At 61.0% G+C, this 22862-nt stretch carries 23 protein-coding genes and 1 pseudogene; 14 read left to right on the forward strand and 10 right to left on the reverse strand.

The features are described 5' to 3' along the window. From AEQ67_RS11220 to lptM, 4 genes are read right to left on the reverse strand one after another with little or no spacing between them, the layout of a single operon-like run. Entirely contained in the window at positions 1–726 is a 726-nt protein-coding gene (locus tag AEQ67_RS11220) for a DUF484 family protein (protein WP_059403920.1), read from the reverse strand. Between the two features lie 13 nt (positions 727–739). Next, positions 740–1570: a diaminopimelate epimerase gene (dapF, locus tag AEQ67_RS11225; protein ID WP_059403921.1), complete on the reverse strand. Its 831-nt coding sequence runs from the start codon at positions 1568–1570 to the stop codon at positions 740–742. Positions 1571–1574: 4 nt separating this feature from the next. Continuing rightward, positions 1575–2822 (reverse strand): diaminopimelate decarboxylase, encoded by a 1248-nt coding sequence (gene lysA / locus AEQ67_RS11230; protein ID WP_059403922.1) that lies wholly within the window; start codon positions 2820–2822, stop codon positions 1575–1577. A gap of 9 nt (positions 2823–2831) precedes the next feature. Next, positions 2832–3005, reverse strand: coding sequence for an LPS translocon maturation chaperone LptM (gene lptM, locus AEQ67_RS33695; protein ID WP_082377813.1), 174 nt, complete (start codon positions 3003–3005; stop codon positions 2832–2834). Positions 3006–3335: 330 nt separating this feature from the next. Between lptM and cyaY the strand changes: the two genes are divergently transcribed. The 3 genes from cyaY to rnk all read left to right on the forward strand — a co-directional run bounded on the left by cyaY (position 3336) and on the right by rnk (position 4586). Then, positions 3336–3668, forward strand: coding sequence for an iron donor protein CyaY (gene cyaY / locus AEQ67_RS11235; RefSeq protein ID WP_059403923.1), 333 nt, complete (start codon positions 3336–3338; stop codon positions 3666–3668). A gap of 4 nt (positions 3669–3672) precedes the next feature. After that, complete coding sequence (locus tag AEQ67_RS33700; protein ID WP_082377814.1) at positions 3673–3891, forward strand: DUF1289 domain-containing protein; 219 nt, start codon at positions 3673–3675, stop codon at positions 3889–3891. A 284-nt stretch (positions 3892–4175) separates the two neighbouring features. Then, positions 4176–4586, forward strand: coding sequence for a nucleoside diphosphate kinase regulator (gene rnk, locus AEQ67_RS11240; protein ID WP_059403924.1), 411 nt, complete (start codon positions 4176–4178; stop codon positions 4584–4586). 5 nt (positions 4587–4591) lie between these two features. Here rnk and AEQ67_RS11245 read toward each other — a convergent pair whose 3' ends face one another. The 3 genes from AEQ67_RS11245 to AEQ67_RS11255 all read right to left on the reverse strand — a co-directional run bounded on the left by AEQ67_RS11245 (position 4592) and on the right by AEQ67_RS11255 (position 8392). Further along, positions 4592–7438 carry a class I adenylate cyclase gene (locus AEQ67_RS11245; RefSeq protein WP_059403925.1) on the reverse strand — a complete coding sequence of 949 codons (2847 nt, stop codon included), beginning with the start codon at positions 7436–7438 and terminating at the stop codon, positions 4592–4594. Positions 7439–7631: 193 nt separating this feature from the next. Continuing rightward, positions 7632–7877 carry a TIGR02647 family protein gene (locus AEQ67_RS11250; RefSeq protein ID WP_059403926.1) on the reverse strand — a complete coding sequence of 82 codons (246 nt, stop codon included), beginning with the start codon at positions 7875–7877 and terminating at the stop codon, positions 7632–7634. A 230-nt stretch (positions 7878–8107) separates the two neighbouring features. Next, the gene (locus AEQ67_RS11255; RefSeq protein ID WP_007894899.1) at positions 8108–8392 is read right to left on the reverse strand and encodes a hypothetical protein; all 285 of its coding nucleotides are present in this window, start codon (positions 8390–8392) and stop codon (positions 8108–8110) included. 125 nt (positions 8393–8517) lie between these two features. On the opposite strand from AEQ67_RS11255, the gene AEQ67_RS11260 reads away from it, so the two are divergent. Next, on the forward strand, positions 8518–9177 hold the full coding sequence (locus tag AEQ67_RS11260) for a glutathione S-transferase family protein (protein WP_059403927.1): 660 nt from the start codon (positions 8518–8520) through the stop codon (positions 9175–9177). A gap of 122 nt (positions 9178–9299) precedes the next feature. Here the strand turns inward: AEQ67_RS11260 and argH are convergent, their stop codons facing one another. Beyond that, on the reverse strand, positions 9300–10694 hold the full coding sequence (gene argH, locus AEQ67_RS11265) for an argininosuccinate lyase (RefSeq protein ID WP_059403928.1): 1395 nt from the start codon (positions 10692–10694) through the stop codon (positions 9300–9302). A 459-nt stretch (positions 10695–11153) separates the two neighbouring features. Between argH and AEQ67_RS11270 the strand changes: the two genes are divergently transcribed. From AEQ67_RS11270 to AEQ67_RS11300, 7 genes and pseudogenes are all read left to right on the forward strand, one after another. Continuing rightward, a complete protein-coding gene (locus AEQ67_RS11270; protein ID WP_059403929.1) occupies positions 11154–11900 on the forward strand; it encodes a LytR/AlgR family response regulator transcription factor in 747 nt (248 codons plus the stop codon). A 138-nt stretch (positions 11901–12038) separates the two neighbouring features. Continuing rightward, entirely contained in the window at positions 12039–12980 is a 942-nt protein-coding gene (hemC, locus tag AEQ67_RS11275) for a hydroxymethylbilane synthase (RefSeq protein ID WP_059403930.1), read from the forward strand. After that, on the forward strand, positions 12977–13744 hold the full coding sequence (locus AEQ67_RS11280; RefSeq protein ID WP_059403931.1) for a uroporphyrinogen-III synthase: 768 nt from the start codon (positions 12977–12979) through the stop codon (positions 13742–13744). The genes hemC and AEQ67_RS11280 overlap by 4 nt, the downstream gene beginning before the upstream one ends. A 16-nt stretch (positions 13745–13760) precedes the next feature. Continuing rightward, on the forward strand, positions 13761–14915 hold the full coding sequence (locus AEQ67_RS11285) for a uroporphyrinogen-III C-methyltransferase (protein ID WP_059403932.1): 1155 nt from the start codon (positions 13761–13763) through the stop codon (positions 14913–14915). Next, entirely contained in the window at positions 14912–16144 is a 1233-nt protein-coding gene (locus AEQ67_RS11290) for a heme biosynthesis protein HemY (RefSeq protein ID WP_059403933.1), read from the forward strand. Before AEQ67_RS11285 ends, AEQ67_RS11290 begins: the two co-directional genes overlap by 4 nt. A gap of 363 nt (positions 16145–16507) precedes the next feature. After that, a pseudogene (locus AEQ67_RS11295) lies at positions 16508–17059 on the forward strand (disulfide bond formation protein B). 178 nt (positions 17060–17237) lie between these two features. Then, positions 17238–17696 (forward strand): Rsd/AlgQ family anti-sigma factor, encoded by a 459-nt coding sequence (locus tag AEQ67_RS11300; RefSeq protein WP_059403934.1) that lies wholly within the window; start codon positions 17238–17240, stop codon positions 17694–17696. Between the two features lie 78 nt (positions 17697–17774). Here AEQ67_RS11300 and AEQ67_RS11305 read toward each other — a convergent pair whose 3' ends face one another. Then, entirely contained in the window at positions 17775–18440 is a 666-nt protein-coding gene (locus AEQ67_RS11305) for an FKBP-type peptidyl-prolyl cis-trans isomerase (RefSeq protein WP_059403935.1), read from the reverse strand. 193 nt (positions 18441–18633) lie between these two features. On the opposite strand from AEQ67_RS11305, the gene AEQ67_RS11310 reads away from it, so the two are divergent. Beyond that, positions 18634–19809: an AlgP family protein gene (locus AEQ67_RS11310; protein ID WP_059403936.1), complete on the forward strand. Its 1176-nt coding sequence runs from the start codon at positions 18634–18636 to the stop codon at positions 19807–19809. Here the strand turns inward: AEQ67_RS11310 and AEQ67_RS11315 are convergent. Next, positions 19806–20273, reverse strand: coding sequence for a TIGR02444 family protein (locus tag AEQ67_RS11315; RefSeq protein WP_059403937.1), 468 nt, complete (start codon positions 20271–20273; stop codon positions 19806–19808). The genes AEQ67_RS11310 and AEQ67_RS11315 overlap by 4 nt on opposite strands. Before the next feature lie 50 nt (positions 20274–20323). Between AEQ67_RS11315 and AEQ67_RS11320 the strand changes: the two genes are divergently transcribed. After that, on the forward strand, positions 20324–22234 hold the full coding sequence (locus tag AEQ67_RS11320; RefSeq protein ID WP_059403938.1) for an ATP-binding cassette domain-containing protein: 1911 nt from the start codon (positions 20324–20326) through the stop codon (positions 22232–22234). Continuing rightward, a complete protein-coding gene (locus AEQ67_RS11325) occupies positions 22234–22815 on the forward strand; it encodes a mechanosensitive ion channel family protein (RefSeq protein WP_059403939.1) in 582 nt (193 codons plus the stop codon). The genes AEQ67_RS11320 and AEQ67_RS11325 overlap by 1 nt, the downstream gene beginning before the upstream one ends. Positions 22816–22862: the final 47 nt, after the last annotated feature.

Consider the following 22862-nt stretch of genomic DNA (forward strand, 5'->3'; position numbering starts at 1 on the left):
TCAGCGTACCGAGCGCAGAGAGTTGTTGACCCGTGGCAGCACGCGGCCCATGACTTCGGCGATGTAGCTGAGGAACAGCGTGCCCACCGAACTCTTGTAGTGCTGCGGATCGCGGCTGGCGATGGCCAGCACGCCGTGGATGCCCTGGTAGCTGATGGCGACGACGGCGGTGGAGCCGATCTGCTTGCGTTGTTCTTCGCCGAACAGGAAGTCCAGTTCGTGTTCACGCAGGCTGCCGCTGACGCTTTTGTCTTCCGAGAGCAAGCCGCCAATGGCCGTTTGCGCGTCGGCGTGGGTCACCCAGCGGCCGACCGGCATCGGGTTGTCACCCAGCAGGATCAGGCTGACAAAGGGCACCTGGAAGTCTTGGCGCAGGCTGTCTTCGACGCTGATCACCACGTCTTCCAGGCTGCTGGCGTCCATCAACGCGAGAATCAGGCGGCGGGTCTTGTCGAACAGCCGGTCGTTGTCGCGGGCCACGTCCATCAGGTGCGAGAGACGATGACGCAACTCGATGTTGCGGTCACGCAGGATGGTCATCTGCCGTTCGACCAGCGAAATGGTGTCGCCGCGCTGGTGCGGAATGCGCAAGGCCGGGAGCAGTTCTTCGTGCTCGACGAAGAAATCCGGATGAGCCTCCAGGTACGCGGCAATCGCCGCCGCCTCAAGGCTTTCGGAAGGGGATTCGTCGGGCTGTAGGGCGGGGACCTGAGGCTTATCTTTCATGGATTTGACTCTCTCAAAGACGCACTTGTCCTTCATATACGCGTACTGCCGGGCCGGTCATCATGACCGGTTGGCCTGGGCCTGCCCATTCAATGGACAAGCGCCCGCCAGGCAGGTCGATCAATAGTGGCGAATCCATCCACCCCTGGCTGATCGCGGCCACTGCTGCAGCGCAGGCGCCGGTTCCGCAGGCCTGGGTTTCCCCGGCACCGCGTTCCCAGACGCGCAACTGCGCGCGGTTTCGGTCGATGACCTGGAGAAAACCGACATTGACCCGCGCCGGAAAGCGCGGGTGATGTTCGATTTTCGGCCCGAGTTCATGCACCGGTGCATTGTTGATGTCACTGACCCGCAGCACGGCATGGGGGTTGCCCATGGACACGGCGGCCAGCTCGATCGGGGTGCCGTCGACGTCAATCTGATAGCTCTTGGCCTGTTCCGGCGCGTCGAATGGAATGTCGGCCGGCACCAGGCGCGGCGCGCCCATGTTCACACCAATCTGGCCGTCGCTGCGGATATCCAGCTCGATAATGCCACTTTTGGTTTCGACGCGAATCTGCCGTTTTGCGGTCAGGCGCTTGTCGAGCACGAAGCGGGCGAAACAGCGCGCACCGTTGCCGCACTGTTCCACTTCAGAGCCGTCGGAGTTGAAGATCCGATAACGGAAATCCACGTCCGGATTACTCGGTGCTTCAACGATCAGCAACTGGTCGAAACCGATGCCGGTGTGCCGATCGCCCCATTGCTTGGCGTGTTTGGGCAGGATATGCGCGTGCTGGCTGACCAGGTCGAGGACCATGAAGTCATTGCCCAGGCCGTGCATCTTGGTAAAACGCAGCAGCATGGTTTTACTCCGGCAGCAGGCTTTCGCCAGCAAACAACTCGGCTACCGTCTCACGGCGACGCACTTCAATTGCTTGATCACCGTCCACCAACACTTCAGCGGCGCGGCCGCGGGTGTTGTAGTTGGAACTCATGACAAACCCATAGGCACCGGCCGAATGCACGGCCAGCAGGTCGCCTTCTTCCAGGGCCAGCTCACGGTCCTTGGCCAGGAAGTCGCCGGTCTCGCAGATCGGCCCGACGATGTCGTAGGCACGAGCGGCGGCAGTGCGCGGGCGCACGGCGGTGACGTCCATCCAGGCTTGATACAGCGCCGGGCGGATCAGGTCGTTCATGGCCGCGTCGACGATGGCGAAGTCTTTGTGCTCGGTGTGCTTGAGGTACTCGACCTGAGTCAGCAGCACGCCGGCGTTGGCGACGATGAAACGGCCCGGCTCGAACACCAAGGCCAGGTCGCGACCGTCGAGACGCTCGCGCACGGCTTTGATGTAGTCGGCAGCCAACGGCGGCTCTTCATCGCGATAACGCACGCCCAAGCCGCCACCGAGATCGATGTGGCGCAGGTAGATGCCGCAATCGCCGAGGCGGTCGACCAGGCCCAGCAGGCGATCGAGCGCGTCGATGAACGGCGGCAGGGTGGTCAGTTGCGAGCCGATGTGGCAATCGACACCGACCACTTCCAGGTTAGGCAGTTGGGCGGCGCGGATGTACACGTCTTCGGCGTCGGCAATGGCGATGCCGAACTTGTTCTCTTTGAGACCGGTGGAAATGTACGGATGGGTCCCGGCATCGACGTCCGGATTCACGCGCAGCGAGATCGGCGCGCGAACGCCCAGCTCGGCGGCGACAACCTGCAGGCGCTCCAGCTCGTCGGTGGATTCGACGTTGAAGCAATGCACGCCGACTTCCAGGGCGCGACGCATGTCGTCACGGGTCTTGCCGACACCGGAGAAGACGATCTTGTCGGCGCTGCCGCCAGCGGCCAGTACGCGTTCCAGCTCGCCACGGGAGACGATGTCAAAACCGGCGCCGAGACGCGCCAGGACATTCAGTACACCCAGGTTGGAGTTGGCCTTGACTGCAAAGCAGACCAGGTGTGGCATGCCGGCCAGCGCATCGGCGTAAGCCAGGTACTGGGCTTCGATGTGCGCGCGGGAGTAGACGTAGGTCGGTGTACCAAAGCGCTCGGCGATGGCGGACAGGGCAACACCTTCCGCGAACAGCTCACCGTCACGGTAGTTAAAAGCGTCCATGGTTTTCCCTTATTGGTAGACGTCGTGCTTGTGTGCTTTGGACGGTTGCTTTTGCGAGGACTGGGCCTGCTCCGCAGGATCCTGGTTCTCGTCAGGCAGGTACAGCGGGCCTTTTTGACCACAGGCCGACACAAGGCAGGCAACCGCGACGGCCGCAGCAAGGGAAGAGATCAGGCGCTTCATGGCGAAATCCTTGAAAATGCGTTAATTGCGCCGGAGTATACCGGCCACCCGGCAGCTTGCCTATGTAACGGAGCTCCCGTCCGGCGGGGCTTGGACTGATGCAGGCGGGCCATACACAATACCTGTGGGAGCGGGCTTGCCCGCGAAGACGGAGTATCAGTCAACAATTATCTTGAATGTGCCGGCCTCTTCGCGGGCAAGCCCGCTCCCACAGGTCGGGTGTTTAACCTGGCAGTATCGACCCCTTGGTCGTTATCCTTTGCAATCACCGGGGCTCGCCCGTATCTTGCGGCGCTTGAGCGTGAGTAGACACTTTTTGAGGTTGCCGTAATGAGTTTGACCGAAGCCCGTTTCCACGATCTGGTCGATGCCACCCAGCAGACGCTGGAGGATATTTTCGATGAGAGTGACCTGGATATCGATCTTGAGAGCTCGGCCGGTGTGCTCACCGTCAAGTTCGAAAACGGCAGCCAGTTGATCTTCAGCCGTCAGGAACCCTTGCGTCAGCTGTGGCTGGCGGCCGTGTCCGGTGGTTTCCACTTCGATTACGACGAAGAGAGCGAGCGCTGGATGTGCGACAAGAGCGAAGAGCAGTTGGGCGAGATGCTTGAGCGTATCGTCAAGCAGCAAGCGGGCGCTGATTTCGATTTCGAAGGCCTGTGAGATCGTGACCCAGCCTGCGCCCGCTCGCCCGCCCAAGCCGCTCTACAGTAACGTCAGCCCGGCGGTGCCTTCGCCGTGCAGCGGCGTGTGTCGGCTGGATGAGCAAAAGGTCTGCCTCGGGTGTTTTCGCCATGTCGAAGGCATCCGTGAATGGCGCTCGGCGGACGACGAGCGCCGCCGGGTCATCTGCGCCGAGGCAGCTCAACGCAAGCATAACGGTTGACCCAACCTCCTGTAGGAGCGAGCTTGCTCGCGAAGAACTTGAATGCACCGCGTTCATCAGGCAGCCCTCGTCATCGTTAGCCCCCTTCGTCGGAACGCCGCCCGGAGACAAGCTCGCTCCTACAGAAGCGGTGGCGATTGCAGGCTGTCCGGTGCTCACTTGTATATTTATTGAGCTGTGATAGTGTCCGGGTACGCCTCAACTCATCGAGGCTCGTGAAAACCCCGCCTTTTTCTGGCGGGGTTTTGCTTTTTTCGTGCAGAAGAAAGGAGTCTGCCCTGATCATGACCGCACCTTCCATCACCCTTACCCGTCTGGACGTGCAACGTCTGGAGCGCCTGATCGACAGCCTGGATGACACGCTGCCGGGCGTTATCGCGCTGCAAACCGAACTGGACCGCGCCGATACGCTGGTCAGTCACGAAGAAGTGCCCGCCGATGTCGTGACCATGAACTCCCGTGTACATTGCCGTGAAGAAATCAGTGGCAAGGACTATCACCTGACGCTGGTTTATCCCAAGGACGCCAACGCCGACGAAGGCAAGATTTCCATTCTGGCGCCTGTGGGCAGCGCATTGCTCGGCCTGAAAGTTGGCCAGCACATCGACTGGCCGGCACCGGGCGGCAAGACGCTGAAACTGACCCTGCTGGAAGTTGAATCGCAGCCAGCCGAGGGCGGCCACTTTCCGGAATAAACCCGTCAGACCTGCTCGAGCGCCTCATTCAACGCGCGCTCCAGGTCAGCCTTGTAGCGCAGATAGATATTGCTTGAACTCTGACCATCACCGAGCAGGCCCGACAGATCCAGGTCGGTGATGTAGCAGCGGTAGCGTTCGGTCTCGCGGCGCTGCCCGACGATTTCCCGGGCGACCGCGCTGAACAGTTGCTCGCCATGCTCCAGCTCTGAAAACTCCCGCTGATTGCAATACAACGTGACCTGCACCTCGCCCGGCGCGGCTTTGCCGACGATTGCCTGCACGTCGTAGAACGGTTTGTTGACCGGGGTTTGCGGCGCCGGCCTGGCTTCGACCCGGCGCGCTCGGCCGGGGCCTGATGGCAGCAGTTGGCAGTACAAGGTTTCCAGGCTCATGGGCTGGGTTGCGTCCATCGGCAGCAAGGCGTCGCGCCGGTACTGGATCGATTGCAGGAAACGTTGCAACGGCACCAGCAGGCTTTGTTCGTCATGCCAGGGCAAGCGCTGCTGCCACAGGGCGTTGAATTCATCGAGCACGTACAGATCGGCCTGGTCTTCGTTGATTCGGTAAAACACCTGAATACAGTCAGGCTGACCCATGGGCAGGAGCAGTGCCAGGTCGTGATCTTCCAGTGCCATCGGGTCCAGATGCAGCGGGCTGTAGCTTGCGAGTTCTTCGCCCAGGTAATCGACCAGCGCCGGCAGTGTGGCGAGAGCGACGTGGTTGACCTGGCCGGGCACCAGCTCCAGCACGTGGTAATGCTGCTGGACCTGGATCAGGTAGCGATGATTGAGTTTGCTCAGCAACAGGTTCTGCGCGGTGTCGAGGATTTCTTCGACCCGTCGGGCAATGAACTGCGCGCGGTTGTGGCAGAAGCAACGGACTCGCAACTTTGGTTGCTGTAGCCCGCCGGGCAGCCCGTTGAGGTAATCGCGCAGGCAGTCGAGCAGCGCGTGGGGCCCGTCGAAGCGGTTGACCAGCACCTCGTTCCAGCTATTGAGCGTGACCTGGTCCAGGGTCAGCACCAGGTTTTCCCTGACGCCTGCGTAACTCAGGGAGTCGGTGCGCTCGGTGGTCATCAGGATGTTCAGGTCGCGATGATGTTTGAGCGGATCGACGCCGACATTCACCAGAATCAGCACTTCGCTCGGCACGCTGGCGCGCAACAGCGGCTCTTCGGCGACGGTCGTCAGGGGCAGGGCGATGCTTTGTTGCAGGCTGCCGAGCAGGTTGAACAGTTCGAACTCGCTCAGGTCGCTGCTGCCAGGATGCAAGGCCAGGCGAGTGCTGCTGTCGATCACGCCGTTGCGGTGGCACCAGGTCAGCAGTTCGAGCAATTGGCGGCTGCGCTTGATCGGCGCGAAATGCTCCCACTCGTGGGCGGTCAGGCTGCCGTTATACAAACCCCATTGGGTTTGCCCCGATTCCTTTTTGTTCGGCGCCTGCACCAGGGTCAGTGTGTCTTCGGCCAGGTCCGGGGCAATGCCCGGATTGATGAATTCGATCTTGTCTGCCTTGCGCTCGAAGGCCGCGTAAAGCCGTCGGCCCAGCACGTTGAGGTCGCGTTTGTTGATCAGGCTGACCGTCTGTTCGTGGCGGGCAAACTGGGTCAGGAAGCGGTAGCTGTAATTCAATTCGTTGACCAGGGCTCGGCGTTCAGAGCTGACCTGGCGGACTTTCCACTGGCTGCGGCTATCGAGCAGGGCCAATTGGCGATGATCCCAGCGCCATTCGCGGGCCAGACGCTCAAGCAGCGAGCGCTGCCAGCTCTGGGTGCGACTGCCGCTGCCGGTGAGTTTGCGATTGACCTTCAGGTACAGCGCCCGACGTACCAGTTCCAGGCGTTCCGGCTCACCACGGCCGAGGAGGTATTCCTCGATGCGCCGGTAGACCACGACGTACGGGTCCAGCTCATCAAGGTCCAGTTGATTGGCGAATACGGCTTGCTTGAACCGCAGGCTCAGGCAATGGACCTTGGGGTGTTCGCTGGCGTAGACCTCGGTCAACAGCAGCTTGAGCACCGATTTGTACGGCGACTCGATGCCCTTGAACAACTGCCAGAGCCCGGCGCCAATGAATTCGCCGGGCGGAATGAACGCCAGATGCCCCAGGTCCAGGGTTTCGTCTGCACGAATGAAACGCTTGGACAGCAATGTGTGGGTGTAACGGTCGTAAGCCGATTCTTCGTAAACCGGCACCAGCCACCAGATCGGCGTGCGCCCGGCCAGCCAGATCGCGGTGCGGTAAAACTCATCCAGCAGCAGATAGTGCTGGGTGGTGCCGCAGTCTTCGGAACTCAGTTGATTGTCACGCTCGCCCAGTACAAAGCGCGCCGGGTCGATCAGGAAGAAATGCGCCTCGGCGCCCTGGCTGGCGGCCCAGACTTCAAGCAACTGGCACTTTTTGCGCAGCTCGATGAGCTCGCTTTCGCTCAAGTCCGGTGCGTGACACACCCACACGTCCATGTCGCTCTGGTCGGCCTGAGCCAGTGTGCCGAGGCTGCCCATCAGGAACAGGCCGTGAATGGGGCGCGGCGGATTGTTGCTGTGGCGGGGCTTATAGGAAAACGAACGGGTCAGGCGTTGGGCTTCGGCGAGGGTGTTGCTGTCCGGCTCGTAGTTCGACAGCCCGGCCGGCGTGCTGCCCGACACGTAGCCCGGCAACAGCGGATGATTGACGTGGAAGAACAACGGCAGCAGGGTCAACACCCCTTGCTGGCGGGTCGACAGCCCTTCCATGGCACGCGCCATGCGACCTTCGTTGAGCTTCAGAAATCGTGCGCGCAGTTGGCTGAGCACCTTGCGGTCGATTCCCTCGTCCAGGTCGGGTCGGATTTCGTGGGTGCGGGTCATGTCAGCTCAAACCGGCTCGCAGGGCTCGGACGTGGGAGGTCTCAGGATGAGGGGCAGTTTAGCGCCTCGGCCTCGGGACTTTTTAGCTGATTTTGTTTTTTTGGCGTCAGATTTCTATCGTCTGGCGACAGCAGGCAACAGAACTGCCCGCGGAAATCCCTTAGCAGGGTTTCCGTGGGCGATGCAGTGATAGTCAGGCTGTTTCCTGGACGTTCAGAATGGTCAGGACGGTTTGCACATTTTGCGCGGCGTCACGACCCAGGCTGGTCAGGTAACCGCCATCGGGCTGGTCGATCAGTTCTTTTTCGTACAGGCGTTGGGCGGCGGCAATGGCTTTCGGGGCAGCGGTCTGATGAATTTTCAAACCTTCCTGGGAACTGTCCAGGTTGAAGAGGGCAAGGATTTCCAGTTCGGCAACCAACTCAGGGGTAAGCGACATAAGGACTCCAGACTTTCTAGGAATTGGACGACAGCGCCCCTAAGGTGAGCCCACTCGTGCGGCATGTCCAGTGCTCGCAACAGGGTTTTTTCGCCTCGGGCCACATTCCCCGGTAACGGGGTGTTGTAGGAGCGAGGCTTGCCCGCGAAGAACGGTGACGCGGTTTTTCTGATAGACCGCGGTGAGGCCTTCGCGGGCAAGCCTCGCTCCTACAGGGGAGGGGTGTTGGACTATTTCTTTTCTGGTGGCAGCTCTGGCAATGCACGTAGCGCGGTTTCGTACCATTCGGTGTTGAACGCGCGGTCTTCTTCGAGGATCGCGTCGATTTCTACTGCCAAAACGTGGGCCATCAGGTTGAGGATTTCTTCACGCTCGTAACCCACCAGGGTCAACTTGTTGAAAGTCGCCTTGGCGGCCGGCGGGTTGTCGCTTTCGATCTGGTTTTCGATGGCTTCGATCAGGGTGTTTTCGGCGAACTCTTCTTCGTCGATCTCGATATCAGTTGGCTCGCTCATGGCAGGCTCCTCAAGTTAAGACGGGCAGTTTACCTGCATTCAGCGCTGTGATGCTGCTGGCGAGAAGCGCCGGAGCGTTCTATAACTGGCGCTGCCAACCCCCTGCACGGCCTGGAGGCTATGTGATGCTCAAGCTTTATGGATTTTCGGTCAGCAACTACTACAACATGGTCAAGCTGGCGTTGCTGGAGAAGGGACTGCCGTTCGAAGAAGTCCTGTTTTACCCGGGCCCGAGCCCCGAAGCGCTGATCATCAGCCCGCGCGGAAAGATTCCGGTGCTGGGCGTCGAACAAGGTTTCGTTAATGAAACCAGCGTGATTCTCGAATACCTCGAGCAAAGCCAGAAAGGCACGCCGCTGCTATCGAGCGATCCTTTCGAGCGTGCGCAGGCCCTGGCGCTGGCCAAGGAAATCGAGCTGTACATCGAACTGCCGGCGCGCGCCTGTTATCCCGAAGCGTTTTTCGGCATGACCGTGCCGGAGGCTATCAAGGACAAGACCAGGACCGAGTTGCTGCTGGGCTTTGCTTCGTTGGGCAGGCACGGCAAGTTCGCCCCTTACGTGGCAGGCGAAAGCTTGAGCGTTGCAGATTTGTATTTCCTGTACAGCGTGCCGCTGGCCTGTGCGGTGGCGCAGAAGCTGTTTGACCTGGATTTGTTGGCTGAGATGCCGGCAGCCAAGGCGCTGCTGGAGCGTTTGGAGCAGAACCCGAACGTGCAGCGGATCGCGGCGGACAAGGAAGCGGCGATGCCAGCGTTTATGGCGATGGTCGCGTCCAAGAAGTAAGTTTTTTGTAGCGTTCTGAAGTCAGTCATCGCGGGCAAGCCCGCTCCCACAGGTTTCTCTGTGCGCCACCAATCTATGGCCACTTAGAGATTATTGTGGGAGCGGGCTTGCCCGCGATGCTTTTAGCGGCTGGCGAGCAACGCCTGACCGCGAGCCACGGCTTTCTTGACCTGCGCCGGCGCAGTGCCGCCGATATGGTCGCGGGCATTCACCGAGCCTTCCAGGGTCAGCACGGCGAACACGTCCTGATCGATCTGGTCGCTGAACTTGCGCAGTTCTTCCAGACTCATTTCCGCCAGGTCCTTGCCGCTTTCCACGCCGTACTTCACGGCATGGCCAACGATTTCGTGGCAGTCACGGAACGGCAGGCCACGACGCACCAGGTAGTCGGCCAGGTCGGTCGCGGTAGAGAAACCGCGCAGGGCCGCTTCGCGCATCATCGCGTGCTTGGGGTTGATCGCCGGGATCATGTCGGCGAAAGCCCGCAGCGAGTCGCGCAAGGTGCCGGCGGCGTCGAACAGCGGTTCCTTGTCTTCCTGGTTGTCCTTGTTGTAGGCCAATGGCTGGCCTTTCATCAGGGTCAGCAGGCCCATCAGCGCGCCGAATACACGGCCGGTCTTGCCGCGAACCAGCTCCGGCACGTCCGGGTTTTTCTTTTGCGGCATGATCGAGCTGCCGGTGCAGAAACGGTCCGGCAGATCGATGAACTGGAACTGCGCGCTGGTCCACAGCACCAGCTCTTCGGAGAAGCGCGACAAGTGCATCATCGCGATGCTCGCGGCCGAGCAGAATTCGATAGCGAAGTCACGGTCGGACACGTTGTCCAGCGAGTTGCCACCGACGGCATCGAAGCCCAGCAGTTGCGCGGTGAATTCGCGGTCGATCGGGTACGTGGTGCCCGCCAGCGCGGCGCTGCCCAGAGGCATGCGGTTGGTGCGCTTGCGGCAGTCGACCAGACGCTCGTAGTCGCGGCTGAGCATTTCGAACCAGGCCAGCATGTGGTGCCCGAAGGTCACCGGCTGCGCGGTTTGCAGGTGGGTGAAGCCCGGCATGATGCTGCCGGCTTCGCGCTCGGCTTGCTCCAGCAGGCCTTTTTGCAGGCGGGTGATTTCGCTCAGAATCAGGTCGATCTCGTCACGCAGCCACAGGCGGATGTCGGTGGCGACCTGGTCGTTACGGCTGCGGCCGGTGTGCAGCTTTTTACCGGTCACGCCGATGCGGTCGGTCAGGCGCGCCTCGATGTTCATGTGCACGTCTTCGAGGTCGATGCGCCAGTCGAACTGGCCGGCCTCGATTTCACCCTGGATGGTCTTCAGGCCATCGGTGATGCTGTCGCGCTCGGCATCGGTCAGCACGCCGACCTTGGCCAGCATGGTGGCGTGGGCGATCGAGCCCATGATGTCGTGGCGATACAGGCGCTGGTCGAAAGTGACGGAGGCGGTGAAGCGGGCGACGAAGGCGTCGACGGGTTCACTGAAGCGGCCGCCCCAGGACTGATTGGTCTTGTCAGTGCTCATGAATTCGCTCGTATCGGTTGAAGAAAGATGGCGTTGAAAGCTGTCGCGGATAATAACAGGGATGCCAATCCTGTCGCTGACACTGGTCGATACGTTTTTTTCTCACGGTGCAGCCCATACTCGGGGCAAGACTTGGGGGGAATTGCGCAACGATATTTTTCATTTGAGCAATATCGTCCCGGCAACCGTCTACAGTTGGACAGTAGGATCAGCGCACTTCTTGACGCTGCAGCTGACTATAAGAAGAGGGGTGTTCGTATTGTGTATCAGCAAACCCTACGGCGATGCCTCGCAAATGCGGGCCCGGGCCGCCAAACGCCCGGCAGATGAAAATTTAGCCGCCCGACCAGCGGCACTTTTTGGCCTTCGCGCTAGTCTTAGCGTGGATCGCGGTGACGGACGTCACTTCACCTGTCTACGCTATCCTTGTGCGAGACTCACGCAGGAATCCAGCGCAATATGAATGTCCTGATCGTTGATGACGAACCCCTTGCCCGCGAGCGCCTGAGCCGAATGGTCGGCGAACTCGAGGGATACAGTGTCCTGGAGCCCAGCGCCACGAACGGCGAAGAGGCGTTGGCGCTGATCGACAGCCACAAGCCGGATATCGTACTGCTCGATATCCGCATGCCAGGCCTCGACGGCCTGCAAGTGGCTGCACGGTTGTGCGAACGCGAAACCCCGCCCGCCGTAGTGTTTTGCACCGGACCCGATGAATTTGCCGTGGAAGCCTTACAGGCCAGCGCCGTAGGCTATCTGGTGAAACCTGTGCGTACAGAACATCTACACGATGCTTTAAAGAAAGCCGAGCGCCCCAATCGCGTCCAGCTTGCCGCCCTGACCCGCCCCGCCGCCGAAAGTGGCAGCGGCCCACGAAGTCATATCAGTGCCCGAACACGTAAAGGTATCGAACTGATCCCGTTGGGTCAGGTGGTCTATTTTATTGCCGATCACAAATACGTGACCTTGCGCCACGAAGGCGGCGAAGTGTTGCTGGATGAACCGCTCAAGGCCCTTGAAGATGAATTCGGCGACCGTTTCGTGCGCATCCACCGCAACGCACTGGTCGCCCGCGAGCGTATCGAACGCCTGCAACGCACGCCCCTGGGACATTTCCAGCTGTTCCTCAAAGGCCTGAACGGCGACGCGTTGATCGTCAGCCGCCGCCATGTGGCCGGCGTGCGCAAGATGATGCAGCAGCTGTAATTTCGCGGCTCGCAGCGAATCTCACACCCGATCGCCGGACATCCGGGGCCAGGGAGGCCAAGCAGTTTCTGATACAAGTCAAAGTGGATTTGGCTGAGCTGTTATTATCCGTCATATCTATTCAGTACGGATTGATCCATGTCCTCTCGCGAAATCCGCATCGCCACCCGTAAAAGTGCGCTCGCCCTGTGGCAGGCCGAATACGTCAAAGCCCGTCTGGAAGAGGCCCATCCGGGTCTGCTCGTGACGTTGGTGCCCATGGTCAGTCGCGGCGACAAGTTGCTCGACTCGCCGCTGTCGAAAATCGGCGGCAAGGGCCTGTTCGTCAAGGAGCTGGAGACGGCGCTGCTGGAAAACGAAGCCGACATCGCCGTGCACTCCATGAAAGACGTGCCGATGGACTTCCCCGAAGGCCTCGGTCTGTTCTGCATCTGCGAGCGTGAAGACCCGCGTGATGCCTTCGTCTCCAATACCTACGCGAGCCTGGATGAGTTGCCGCAAGGCAGCATGGTCGGCACCTCCAGCCTGCGCCGCCAGGCCCAGTTGCTGACCCGGCGCCCAGACCTGGAAATCCGCTTCCTGCGCGGCAACGTCAACACCCGTCTGGCCAAGCTCGATGCCGGCGAATACGACGCCATCATCCTCGCCGCCGCTGGCCTGATTCGTCTCGGCTTTGAAGATCGCATCACCGCTGCCATCAGCGTCGACGACAGTCTGCCGGCCGGTGGCCAGGGCGCGGTGGGAATCGAATGCCGCAGCGCCGACAGTGAAATCCACGCCTTGCTCGCGCCGCTGCACCACTTGGACACCGCCACCCGCGTCACTGCCGAGCGTGCGCTCAACAAACATTTGAATGGCGGCTGCCAAGTGCCGATCGCTTGCTATGCCGTGCTTGAAGGCGAGCAGATCTGGTTGCGTGGTCTGGTGGGCGACCCGAGCGGCGGCCTGCTGCTCAGCGCCGAAGCCCGCGCGCCGCGCAGTGATGCCGAGGCCTTGGGTGTGCGAGTTGCCGAGGACCTTCTGGGTCAAGGCGCCAACGACATTCTCAAAGCGGTCTATGGCGAGGCAGGTCACGAGTGACTGGCTGGCGACTGCTGCTGACGCGCCCTGCGGAGGAGTCGGCGGCGCTGAGTAGCGTTTTGGCCGAGCAGGGGGTTTTCAGCAGTAGCCTGCCGCTTTTGGACATAGCGCCGATTCTGGCCTCTGACACAATGCGTGAAGTGATTCAGTATCTGGATCGCTACTGCGCGGTGATCGTGGTCAGCAAGCCGGCCGCCAGAATTGGCGTCGATCTGCTCAGTCAGTATTGGCCGCAGCCACCGGCTCTGAAGTGGTTCAGCGTGGGTGCGGCGACCGCACAGATTCTCGAGGATCACGGGTTGGATGTGAGCTTCCCGGCGGAAGGGGATGACAGCGAAGCCTTGCTGGAACTTCCTCTGTTGCGCGAGGCTATTGCCCGCTCCGACGCACGCGTGCTGATCATGCGCGGGGAGGGCGGACGCGAGTTGCTGGCTGAGCGTTTGCGCGAGCTTGGTGCTAGTGTCGAGTATCTGGAGTTGTATCGCCGCGAGCTACCGCAGTACCCACCGGCGGCGCTGCCAGACCGGATCCAGGCGGAACGCTTGAACGGGCTGGTGGTCAGCAGTGGACAGGGTTTCGAGCACCTGCACCAATTGGCCGGCGATGCCTGGCCGATACTGGCACGGTTGCCGTTGTTTGTACCAAGCCCCAGGGTCGCCGAGCTGGCACGTGCCGCCGGGGCCCAAACAGTTGTGGATTGTCGTGGCGCGAGTGCCGCGGCTTTGCTGACGGTGTTACGGGAGCATCCCGAACCCGTTCTCTAATGCAAAGGATGGATACGTGAGCGAAACAGCCTTGCCTAAAGATGACGTCCGGCCAGTGCTTGATGCATCGGTTGAAACACCGGTTGAAACGGCGCCACCTGCTGCAGAACAGCGCCGGGGCAATGGGCTGGCAATCGTCGCGCTGCTGCTGGGCGCTGCCGGTGTTGCCGTGGGTGGTTGGGGTGTCTGGCAGGTGCGTCACCTGCAAGCCAATACTCAGCAGCAGTTGAGTCAGGTCCAGGCATTGAACGACCAGGCGCAGGACCTGAAGCTCAATGAGCAGCGCCTGACTGCCCGCCTTGATCAAATGCCTGCCGCCGACGAACTTGATGCGCGCAGTCGTTTGGTCACTCAACTTCAAGGCGACCAGCAGCGTTTGAATCAGCGACTGGAAACCGTCCTCGGTGCCAGCCGCAAGGACTGGCGACTGGCCGAGGCCGAGCACTTGCTGCGCCTGGCCAGCCTGCGTCTTTCTGCGTTGCAAGACATCAGCAGCGCCCAGGCCCTGGTGCAGGGCGCCGATGAAATCCTCCGCGAGCAGAACGACCCCGGCTCCTTTGCCGCCCGTGAGCAAGTCGCCAAAACATTGGTGGCGTTGCGCAGCACCGAACAGCCGGACCGCACTGGGCTGTTCCTGCGCCTGGGCGCGTTGCGCGACCAGGTCATCAGCCTCACCGAACTGGCGCCCGAGTACAAAGACCGTGGCGAATCCCTGCTGGGTCTGACGGCGGATGGCGACGGCGCCAGTCGCTGGTCGCAGTGGTGGGACCAGGTTTCGCGCTACATTCGCATCGACTTCAACGCCGACAAGAACGTTCGTCCGTTGTTGGCCGGGCAGAGCCTGAGCCAGGTGCGCCTGGCCCTGAGTCTGTCACTGGAGCAGGCGCAATGGGCCGCGCTCAATGGTCAGGCCGCCGTCTACACTCAGGCGCTGGCCGAAGCCAGGGACGTGCTCAAAGGCAATTTCAACCCGGACAACCCGCAGAGCAAAGTGATGCTTGAGCAGGTTGGTGAGTTGAGCAAGCAGCCAGTCACCGTCGTCACGCCGGATCTGACCGCCACGCTGAGCGCGGTTCAGGGGTATCTGGAACGGCGCAATGTCAACGCCGAGGACTCGATCAAGCCGCTGCCGAAACCTGCCGCGAGCACCGCGCAGGAGGCTACGCCATGAAACGCCTCTATGTGATCGTGTTCCTGGTGATCGCTGCTTCCGCCGCACTGGGGCTGGCGATTGCCGAGCATTCCGGTTACGTGTTGATCGCCTACAAAAGCTTCCGTTTCGAATCGAGCCTGTGGGCAAGCCTGGCGTTGGTGGCCGTGCTCTGGCTGGTGTTCTGGGGCATCAAGGCGCTGGTCGAACTGGTGACGACCTCCAGCGGCGTGGTCAATCCGTGGTCGCGACGCAATCGCAGCCGTCGAGTGCAAGTGGCGATCGAACATGGTCAGCTGGATCTGGCGGAGGGTCGCTGGGCCAGCGCACAGCGTCATCTGCATCGGGCCGCCGAAGCCGAGCGCCAGCCGCTGCTGTACTACCTCGGTGCTGCCCGCGCCGCGAACGAACAAGGTCACTACGAGGAAAGCGACAACCTCCTGGAGCGCGCCCTCGAACGTCAGCCCCAGGCCGAGTTGGCGATCGCCTTGAGCCACGCACAATTACAGACTGACCGCGGCGACACCGAAGGTGCTCTGGCGACTTTGCAAGTCATGCACGAGCGTCATCCTCATAACGTCCAGACCCTGCGCCAGTTGCAGCGCCTGCATCAACAGCGCGGCGACTGGTCGGCGGTGATTCGCCTGTTGCCGGAGTTGCGCAAGGATAAAGTCCTGCCGCCAGCCGAGCTGGCCGAACTGGAGCGCCGGGCCTGGGGTGAGAACCTGTCCCTGGCGGCGCATCAGGAAGAGGACGGAACGGTCGGCTTGCAATCGCTCAATCGCGCCTGGCAACAGCTCACGTCCGCTCAGCGCCAGGAACCTCAGTTGGTGCTCGCCTATGCCGAGCAACTGCGGCAACTGGGCGCTCAGGTCGAGGCTGAAGAGGTCCTGCGTGGGGCGCTCAAGCGCAGTTACGACAGCCATCTGGCGCGACTTTACGGACTGGTTCGCGGCAGCGACCCGGCACGTCAACTGCACACCGCCGAAGGCTGGCTCAAGGACCATCCGGCTGACCCGAGCCTGTTGCTGACCCTGGGCCGCTTGTGTTTGCAAAGCAGCCTTTGGGGCAAGGCCCGGGACTATCTGGAAAGCAGCCTGCGCGTACAGCGCAACCCGGAAGCCTGCGCGGAACTGGCACGGCTGCTGGCCCAATTGGGCGACACCGAGCGCAGCAATCAGCTGTTCCAGGAAGGGCTGGGCCTGCTGGACGAGCGCCTGCTGGCGGCCCCATTGCCGGTTCCCGCCTGACCCGATCCCTTGTAGCAGCTGCCGAAGGCTGCGTTCGGCTGCGAAGCAGTCGCCAGTCCTGCTGATTCGGTCTACCTGAAACACCGAGGTGACTGGATTTGCGACTGCTTCGCAGCCGGACGCAGCCTTCGGCAGCTGCTACAAAAGCGTGGTTCGCAAGGGTTGTTTACAGAGTCGAAATTCGTGGGGTTTTTACTGTCCTATGTCTTCGTCGGAGGTGTCCTACAGCGGACTACATCTGATCCTCTCGCTCCTGTCGGGAATTCCCTACATCGCTGTTGAAGTGTCCCTGCTGGCCCGCCTTGAAAGGCCGGCACACTTTCCTCTACCGTAACCGCTTGTCTCTACTGTTACGGAAAAGCCATGTCTTTGGCCTGCTCACGCTCCTTGTTTTTCATGGTTTTCATTGCGGCTGCCCTGGCCCTGGGCGTTTCTTATTACCTGGAATATGCGATCGGCCTCAAACCTTGCGGGTAGTGCCTGCTGCAACGTTTTTCCCTGGCGTTGCTCGTGGGTGTCTGCCTGCTGGCGTCAGTGCATGGTCCCGGCCGAATCGGTTCATTCGTGTATTGGCTGCTCGGTCTGTTGTGCAGTCTGGCAGGTACTGTCACGGCGTGGCGGCAGGTGTTGTTGCAGAGCGATCCAATGCAACAGCTGCCGACTTGTTCGCCCAATCTGACGGAGGTGTTCGCAAACACACCGTGGGAATTCATCGTGCAGCGAATGTACGAAGGCACCGCGGACTGTGCGCAGATTTCATGGACGCTGTTCGACCTGAGCATCCCGGAGTGGAGTCTGCTGTTCTTTGTCGCGATGATGATCGTGGGTGTTTATCAGTTGCTGCGCCTGGTCTGGATCGCCTGTCAGCGACCGCTCAGCGGCGAGTCGTCGCACCGGGTATTGGCGGGTGATTAAACACTTGTATGAACTTTATCTCCTGCGTACCTTGAAGCCATTGTCGCGCGGGCATAATCTGGCCCGCACGTGTCATTGGAATTATGTTGCTCGAATGACGCTCTGCCTGGCCGATACTTGACCTTCAAGTGTGCGACAGGTGTAGGGCAGCATGACCCACAAGGGAAGAGAGATCACCATGCTCGAAAGTTGTCAGAATGCTCAGGAACGTTGGGGTGGAGTGCATCTGCTGATCGATCGCTGGTTGCAGGAGCGTCACGAACTGGTTCGGGCCTACGATGCTCTCGGCGCCAAGCCCGAGGCACTGGGCGAAGACCGAAAACCTTTGCAGGAATTCTGCGGAGTGTTGGTCGATTACGTGTCTGCCGGACACTTCGAGATCTACGAACAGCTGACTGGCGAAGCCAAGGCGTTTGGCGACACTCGCGGTCTGGAGCTGGCCGAGACGATCTATCCGCGCATTGATGTCATCACCGAGAAGCTGCTCGCGTTCAATGACCTGTGTGACGCCGGCAAATGCGTCGCAGAGAAATTCAAGGAGTTGGGTGGCCTGTTGCATGAACGCTTCGAACTGGAAGACTGCCTGATCGAAGTGCTGCATACCGCTCACAAGGAAGAAGATTCGGTTCAGGCCTGAATCGTTTCCCTGCAAGACCCGCTGCTTGCAAGTAGCTAAAAACGGTGCGCACTGCGCGCCGTTTTTCGTTTGTGCTGTTCAGCCGGTGGCGCCGCGCAATTCGACTTCGAATACCAGCGGCGTGAACGGCTCGATCAAGTCGCCGGCACCGTCGGCGCCATAGGCTTGGGCCGATGGAATCACCAACCGCCACTTCGCGCCGACCGGCATGTTTTGCAGTGCGCTGCGCCATCCGCTGATCACACTGTCGAGACTGAACCACTGCGGCTGACTGTTCTGATCGAACACCGTGCCGTCGGGAAGGCGACCGACATACAGCACCTGGACCTTTCCGTTCGGGCCGGCTTTCGCGCCGGTGCCTGGCGCCAGTTCCGTCAGCAGTATTCCATCGGCCAGTTCACGAACGCCGGGTTTGGCTTTTTCCTCGGCGAGAAAACGTCGCTCCTTTTCGAGGGCCGCCTCGCTCTGCGGCATGGCCGGTTGCAAGGCAACCTGAGCTTCGTGCTCATTCAGAATCTGTTCAATCCGCTCATCTTTCAGGGCCAGGGGTTTGCCTTGATAGGCCTGTTGCAGACCTTCCACCAGCGCTTTCAGTTGCAGGTCGGGAACCTCCTGGCGCAAGCGTTCACCGAGGCTGGCGCCCAGGCTGTAAGCGAGATCGTGAGCGTCATTTTCGTTGGTTTTTTCGGCGGCCTGGACCGCGGAAAAAAACACGCACAGGGATAAAAAAAGGTAACGCGACATGGGCACTCTCCGGCCTGAGATGCGGCGGATTATGCCAGTGTGAATGCACTCAAAGGTGAACTGGTTTTCGCACCTGCGCAGAAGAATTTCAATCCGTTGCAACGTAGCGCTTTGGATACTGTCAACATGCCCTAGCGGCGGTAGCAGCAGAGGTCTAGTATGAGCCGCACCCACGTCAGCCAGGAGGTAAACCATGTCGGCCACCAAGAAGCCTGTAAATACCCCGTTGCACTTACTCCAACAACTTTCGGGCAGCCTGCTCGAGCATTTGGAAACCGCTTGTTCCCAAGCCTTGGCTGATGCTGAAAAACTGCTCGCCAAACTGGAAAAGCAGCGCGGAAAAGCGCAGGAAAAATTGCACAAATCCCGTACCAAATTGCAGGACGCAGCGGCGGCCGGCAAGGCCAAGGCACAGACCAAAGCCAAGGATGCAGTGAAAGAGCTTGAGGACTTGCTCGATGCCCTCAAGGATCGTCAATCTGAAACTCGCAGCTACATTCTGCAACTCAAGCGCGATGCTCAAGAAAGCCTGAAATTGGCCCAGGGCGTCGGTCGTGTACAAGAGGCTGTCGGCAAGGCGTTGTCCCTGCGTTCGGCCAAGCCAGCTGCGGCTCCTGCCAAGAAAGCCGCTGCCAAACCGGCTGCTGCAAAAGCACCGGCCAAGCCTGCTGCCAAACCGGCTGCCAAAGCACCGGTAAAAGCCGCAGCAAAACCTGCGGCGAGAAAACCAGTCGCTGCCAGCGCTGCGAAACCGGCTGCTAAAACGACGGCTGCGAAGCCTGCCGCCGCGAAGCCAGCCACTGCAAAAACGGCTGCTGCAAAACCAGCCGTGGCGAAAACTGCCGCTGCCAAACCCGCAGCAAAAACGGCCGCTAAACCTGCAGCCAAACCAGCTGCCAAAACCGCTGCGGCGAAACCGGCTGCCAAGCCGGCTGCAAAACCTGTCGCAGCTAAAGCTGCTGCAAAACCAGCAGCCAAACCGGCTGCAAAAACGGCCGCTAAACCGGCCGCCAAACCAGCTGCCAAAACCGCTGCGGCGAAACCTGCTGCCAAGCCGGCTGCAAAACCTGTCGCGGCTAAAGCGGCTGCAAAACCAGCTGCAAAACCAGCGGTAAAAACTGCTGCAAAACCAGCCGCTAGACCGGCAGCAAAACCTGCTGCGGCAAAACCTGCCGCTGCTGCCAAGCCGGCCACCGCCAGCGCTGCAAACCCGGCCGCAGCCAAACCGGCGACCGCGCCAGTTGCCAAGCCAGCCAACCCGGCTCCGGCGGCAACGTCTGCTTTAGCAGCCGCCACCTCGACAGCCACGCCAGCGCCAACGCCGGCCGCCGCGTCGATTGCAGCAACCACCCCAACCAGCGCCTCCTAAGAAGTGCCGGTTGCCGCGACGCGCAGCTGATGCAGCGCGTCGCGGGGCAGGTGAGCGGCATTTGCCGTCCCACCTTCCAGCCAGGCCGATAGACCGGTCCCCTCACACTGCGGCCAACCCTGCGCCGATCGCTCCAGCCGCAACAACAGATGTCGCTCGGCTTCCAGCTCCAGTGTCTTCACTTGTTCGCGCAACCTATTGAGTTCGGCATCTTCAGTCGCGACGGCTTTCCATTGCATGCGCAAGGCTCGCAGCGGTCGAACGACATCGGCGTCCCAAGGCTCGGCGACATTGCGCAGTTGCTGCAATCGTTGCTCATTGCAGGCCACCCCACGCTGTTCCAGCCATAACCCACACAGCAGCAGGCACACATTGATACCGGCCGACTGCAAGTGCAGGCACGCGGGTTCAACGCCGGGACGGGCGTAAGTGGTCAGGGAAAAGCTCCACAGGTCAGAGGACATAGTGCTACTCGCGCCAGTTGCGAGCGAAGCTGGTAGACTCCGCCGCCATTATGATTCGACTTCAGAACCTGACTTTACAGCGTGGCCCGCAACGTCTGCTAGAAGACGCCGAGCTGACCCTGCACGCCGGCCACAAAGCCGGCCTCATCGGTGCCAACGGCGCCGGCAAATCGAGCCTGTTCGCCTTGCTCCTGGGTGAACTGCACCCGGACTCGGGTGATTGCTTCTTGCCGGCCGACTGGCGCATCGCCCACATGCGCCAGGAGATCGACACCCTCGATCGCATCGCGGTCGACTACGTGCTCGATGGCGACCTGCGCCTGCGCGAGGTGCAACGTGACCTCGCCGCAGCCGAAGAGGCCCACGACGGTGCCGCTCAGGCCCGCCTGCACGCAGAGCTCGACAGCGCCGACGGTTACACCGCCGACGCCCGGGCCCGCAAGCTGCTGGCCGGCCTTGGGTTCACCAACGATCAGATGGATCGTCAGGTCGGAGATTTCTCCGGTGGCTGGCGGATGCGTCTGAACCTGGCGCAGGCATTGATGTGCCCCTCGGACTTGTTGCTGCTCGATGAACCGACCAACCACTTGGACCTCGACGCCATCATCTGGCTCGAAGAATGGCTTAAAAGCTATCCCGGCACTATGTTGCTGATTTCCCACGACCGCGACTTCCTCGATGCCGTGGTCGATCACGTGGCCCACGTCGATCAGCGCAAGATCACCCTGTACCGCGGTGGTTATAGTGCCTTCGAACGTGCCCGCGCCGAACGTCTGGCCCAGCAACAACAGGCTTACGAGAAGCAGCAGGCGCAACGTGCGCACATGGAAAGCTACATCGCCCGCTTCAAGGCCCAGGCCACCAAGGCCCGTCAGGCCCAGAGCCGGATCAAGGCGCTGGAGCGGATGGAAGAGTTGTCCGCCGCCCACGTCGATTCGCCGTTCGATTTCGTGTTCCGCGAGTCGGTGAAAATCTCCAGCCCACTGATTGATATCTCCGACGCTCGACTGGGTTACGGCGAGCGAGCCGTGCTGGAGAAGGTCAGGCTGCAACTGACCCCCGGCGCGCGCATTGGTTTGCTCGGCCCCAACGGTGCGGGTAAATCGACCCTGATCAAAAACCTCGCCGGTGAACTTGAGCCGTTGTCCGGCCGACTGACCCGTGGCGAGAACACCGTGGTTGGCTACTTCGCCCAGCATCAGCTGGATTCACTGGATTCAAAGGCCAGCCCGTTGCTGCACATGCAGCGCCTGGCGCCGACCGAGCGCGAGCAGACGCTGCGCGACTTCCTCGGTGGTTTCGACTTCCGTGGTGCGCGGATCGATGAGCCGGTGCTGAATTTCTCCGGTGGCGAGAAGGCGCGACTGGCCTTGGCGTTGATCGCCTGGGGCCGGCCCAACCTGTTGCTGCTCGACGAACCGACCAACCACCTGGACCTGGAAATGCGCCTGGCGCTGACCATGGCCTTGCAGGAGTTCAGTGGTGCGGTACTGGTGGTCTCTCACGATCGCCATTTGCTCAAAAGCACTACCGATAACTTCTATCTGGTGGCGGACGGCAAGGTCGAGGAATTCGACGGCGACCTCGAAGACTACACCCGTTGGCTGGTCGACTATCGCCAGCGCAATGCCCCGGTCAGCAACACGCCGGTCAATCCGGACAAGACCGACAAGAAAGCCCAGCGCCAAGCCGCCGCTGCGTTGCGTCAGCAACTGGCGCCGCACAAGCGCGAGGCCGACAAGCTCGAAGCCGAGCTGGGCAAGCTGCATGAGAAACTGGCGAAGATCGATGCCAGCCTCGGTGACAGCGACATTTACGAACCGATGCGCAAGAACGATCTGCGTGATCTGCTGGCCGAACAGGCCAAGCTGAAGGTGCGTGAAGCCGAACTGGAAGAAGCCTGGATGGAGGCTCTGGAACTGCTTGAAAGCATGCAGGCGGAGCTGGAGGCGTTGTCCTGATGGAAGCGTTCCGGCTGCCATTGCCCGCCGTGTGGATCGAGCCGATCTGGCTCGTCACGCAAATCCTGCTGATTCTGTTGGCCGGTTATTTCACCCAGCGCTTTGTCGCTAAATGCCTGACCCGTCTGGGCGAACGCTATCCGTTTCCGCCGCAATTGCTGATGCCGCTGCGCGGTGGTCTGCGCTGGCTGATCATGGGCAGCGCGCTGATCTTCGTGCTGGAACGCCTCGGGGTTTCAGCGACGGTGCTCTGGACGGCGTTGTCCGGTTTTGTCGCGGTGGCGGCGGTGGCGTTTTTTGCCATGTGGAGCGTACTCTCCAATCTGCTGTGCGCGATCCTGATCTTCACCGTCGGCCCGTTCCGCCTCGGCGACGTGGTCGAACTGGTGGACACCACCGACAAGCCCGGCGTCAAAGGTCGGGTGGTGGCGATCAATCTGCTTTACACCACGTTGATCGAGGCCGAAGAGCTCGGCACCGGCAGCGCCATGGTGCAAGTGCCTAACAGCCTGTTCTTCCAGCGCTCGGTTCGGCGCTGGCGGGGTAGCGATGTATTCCCTTCGAGCGGGTTCGAAAAGTAGGCCTGCTTGCGACTAAAGCGTTCAAGCCAAAAAGATCGCAGCCTTCG

The sequence above is a fragment of the Pseudomonas sp. RIT-PI-q genome (assembly GCF_001297125.1).
Classification (GTDB): Bacteria; Pseudomonadota; Gammaproteobacteria; order Pseudomonadales; family Pseudomonadaceae; genus Aquipseudomonas.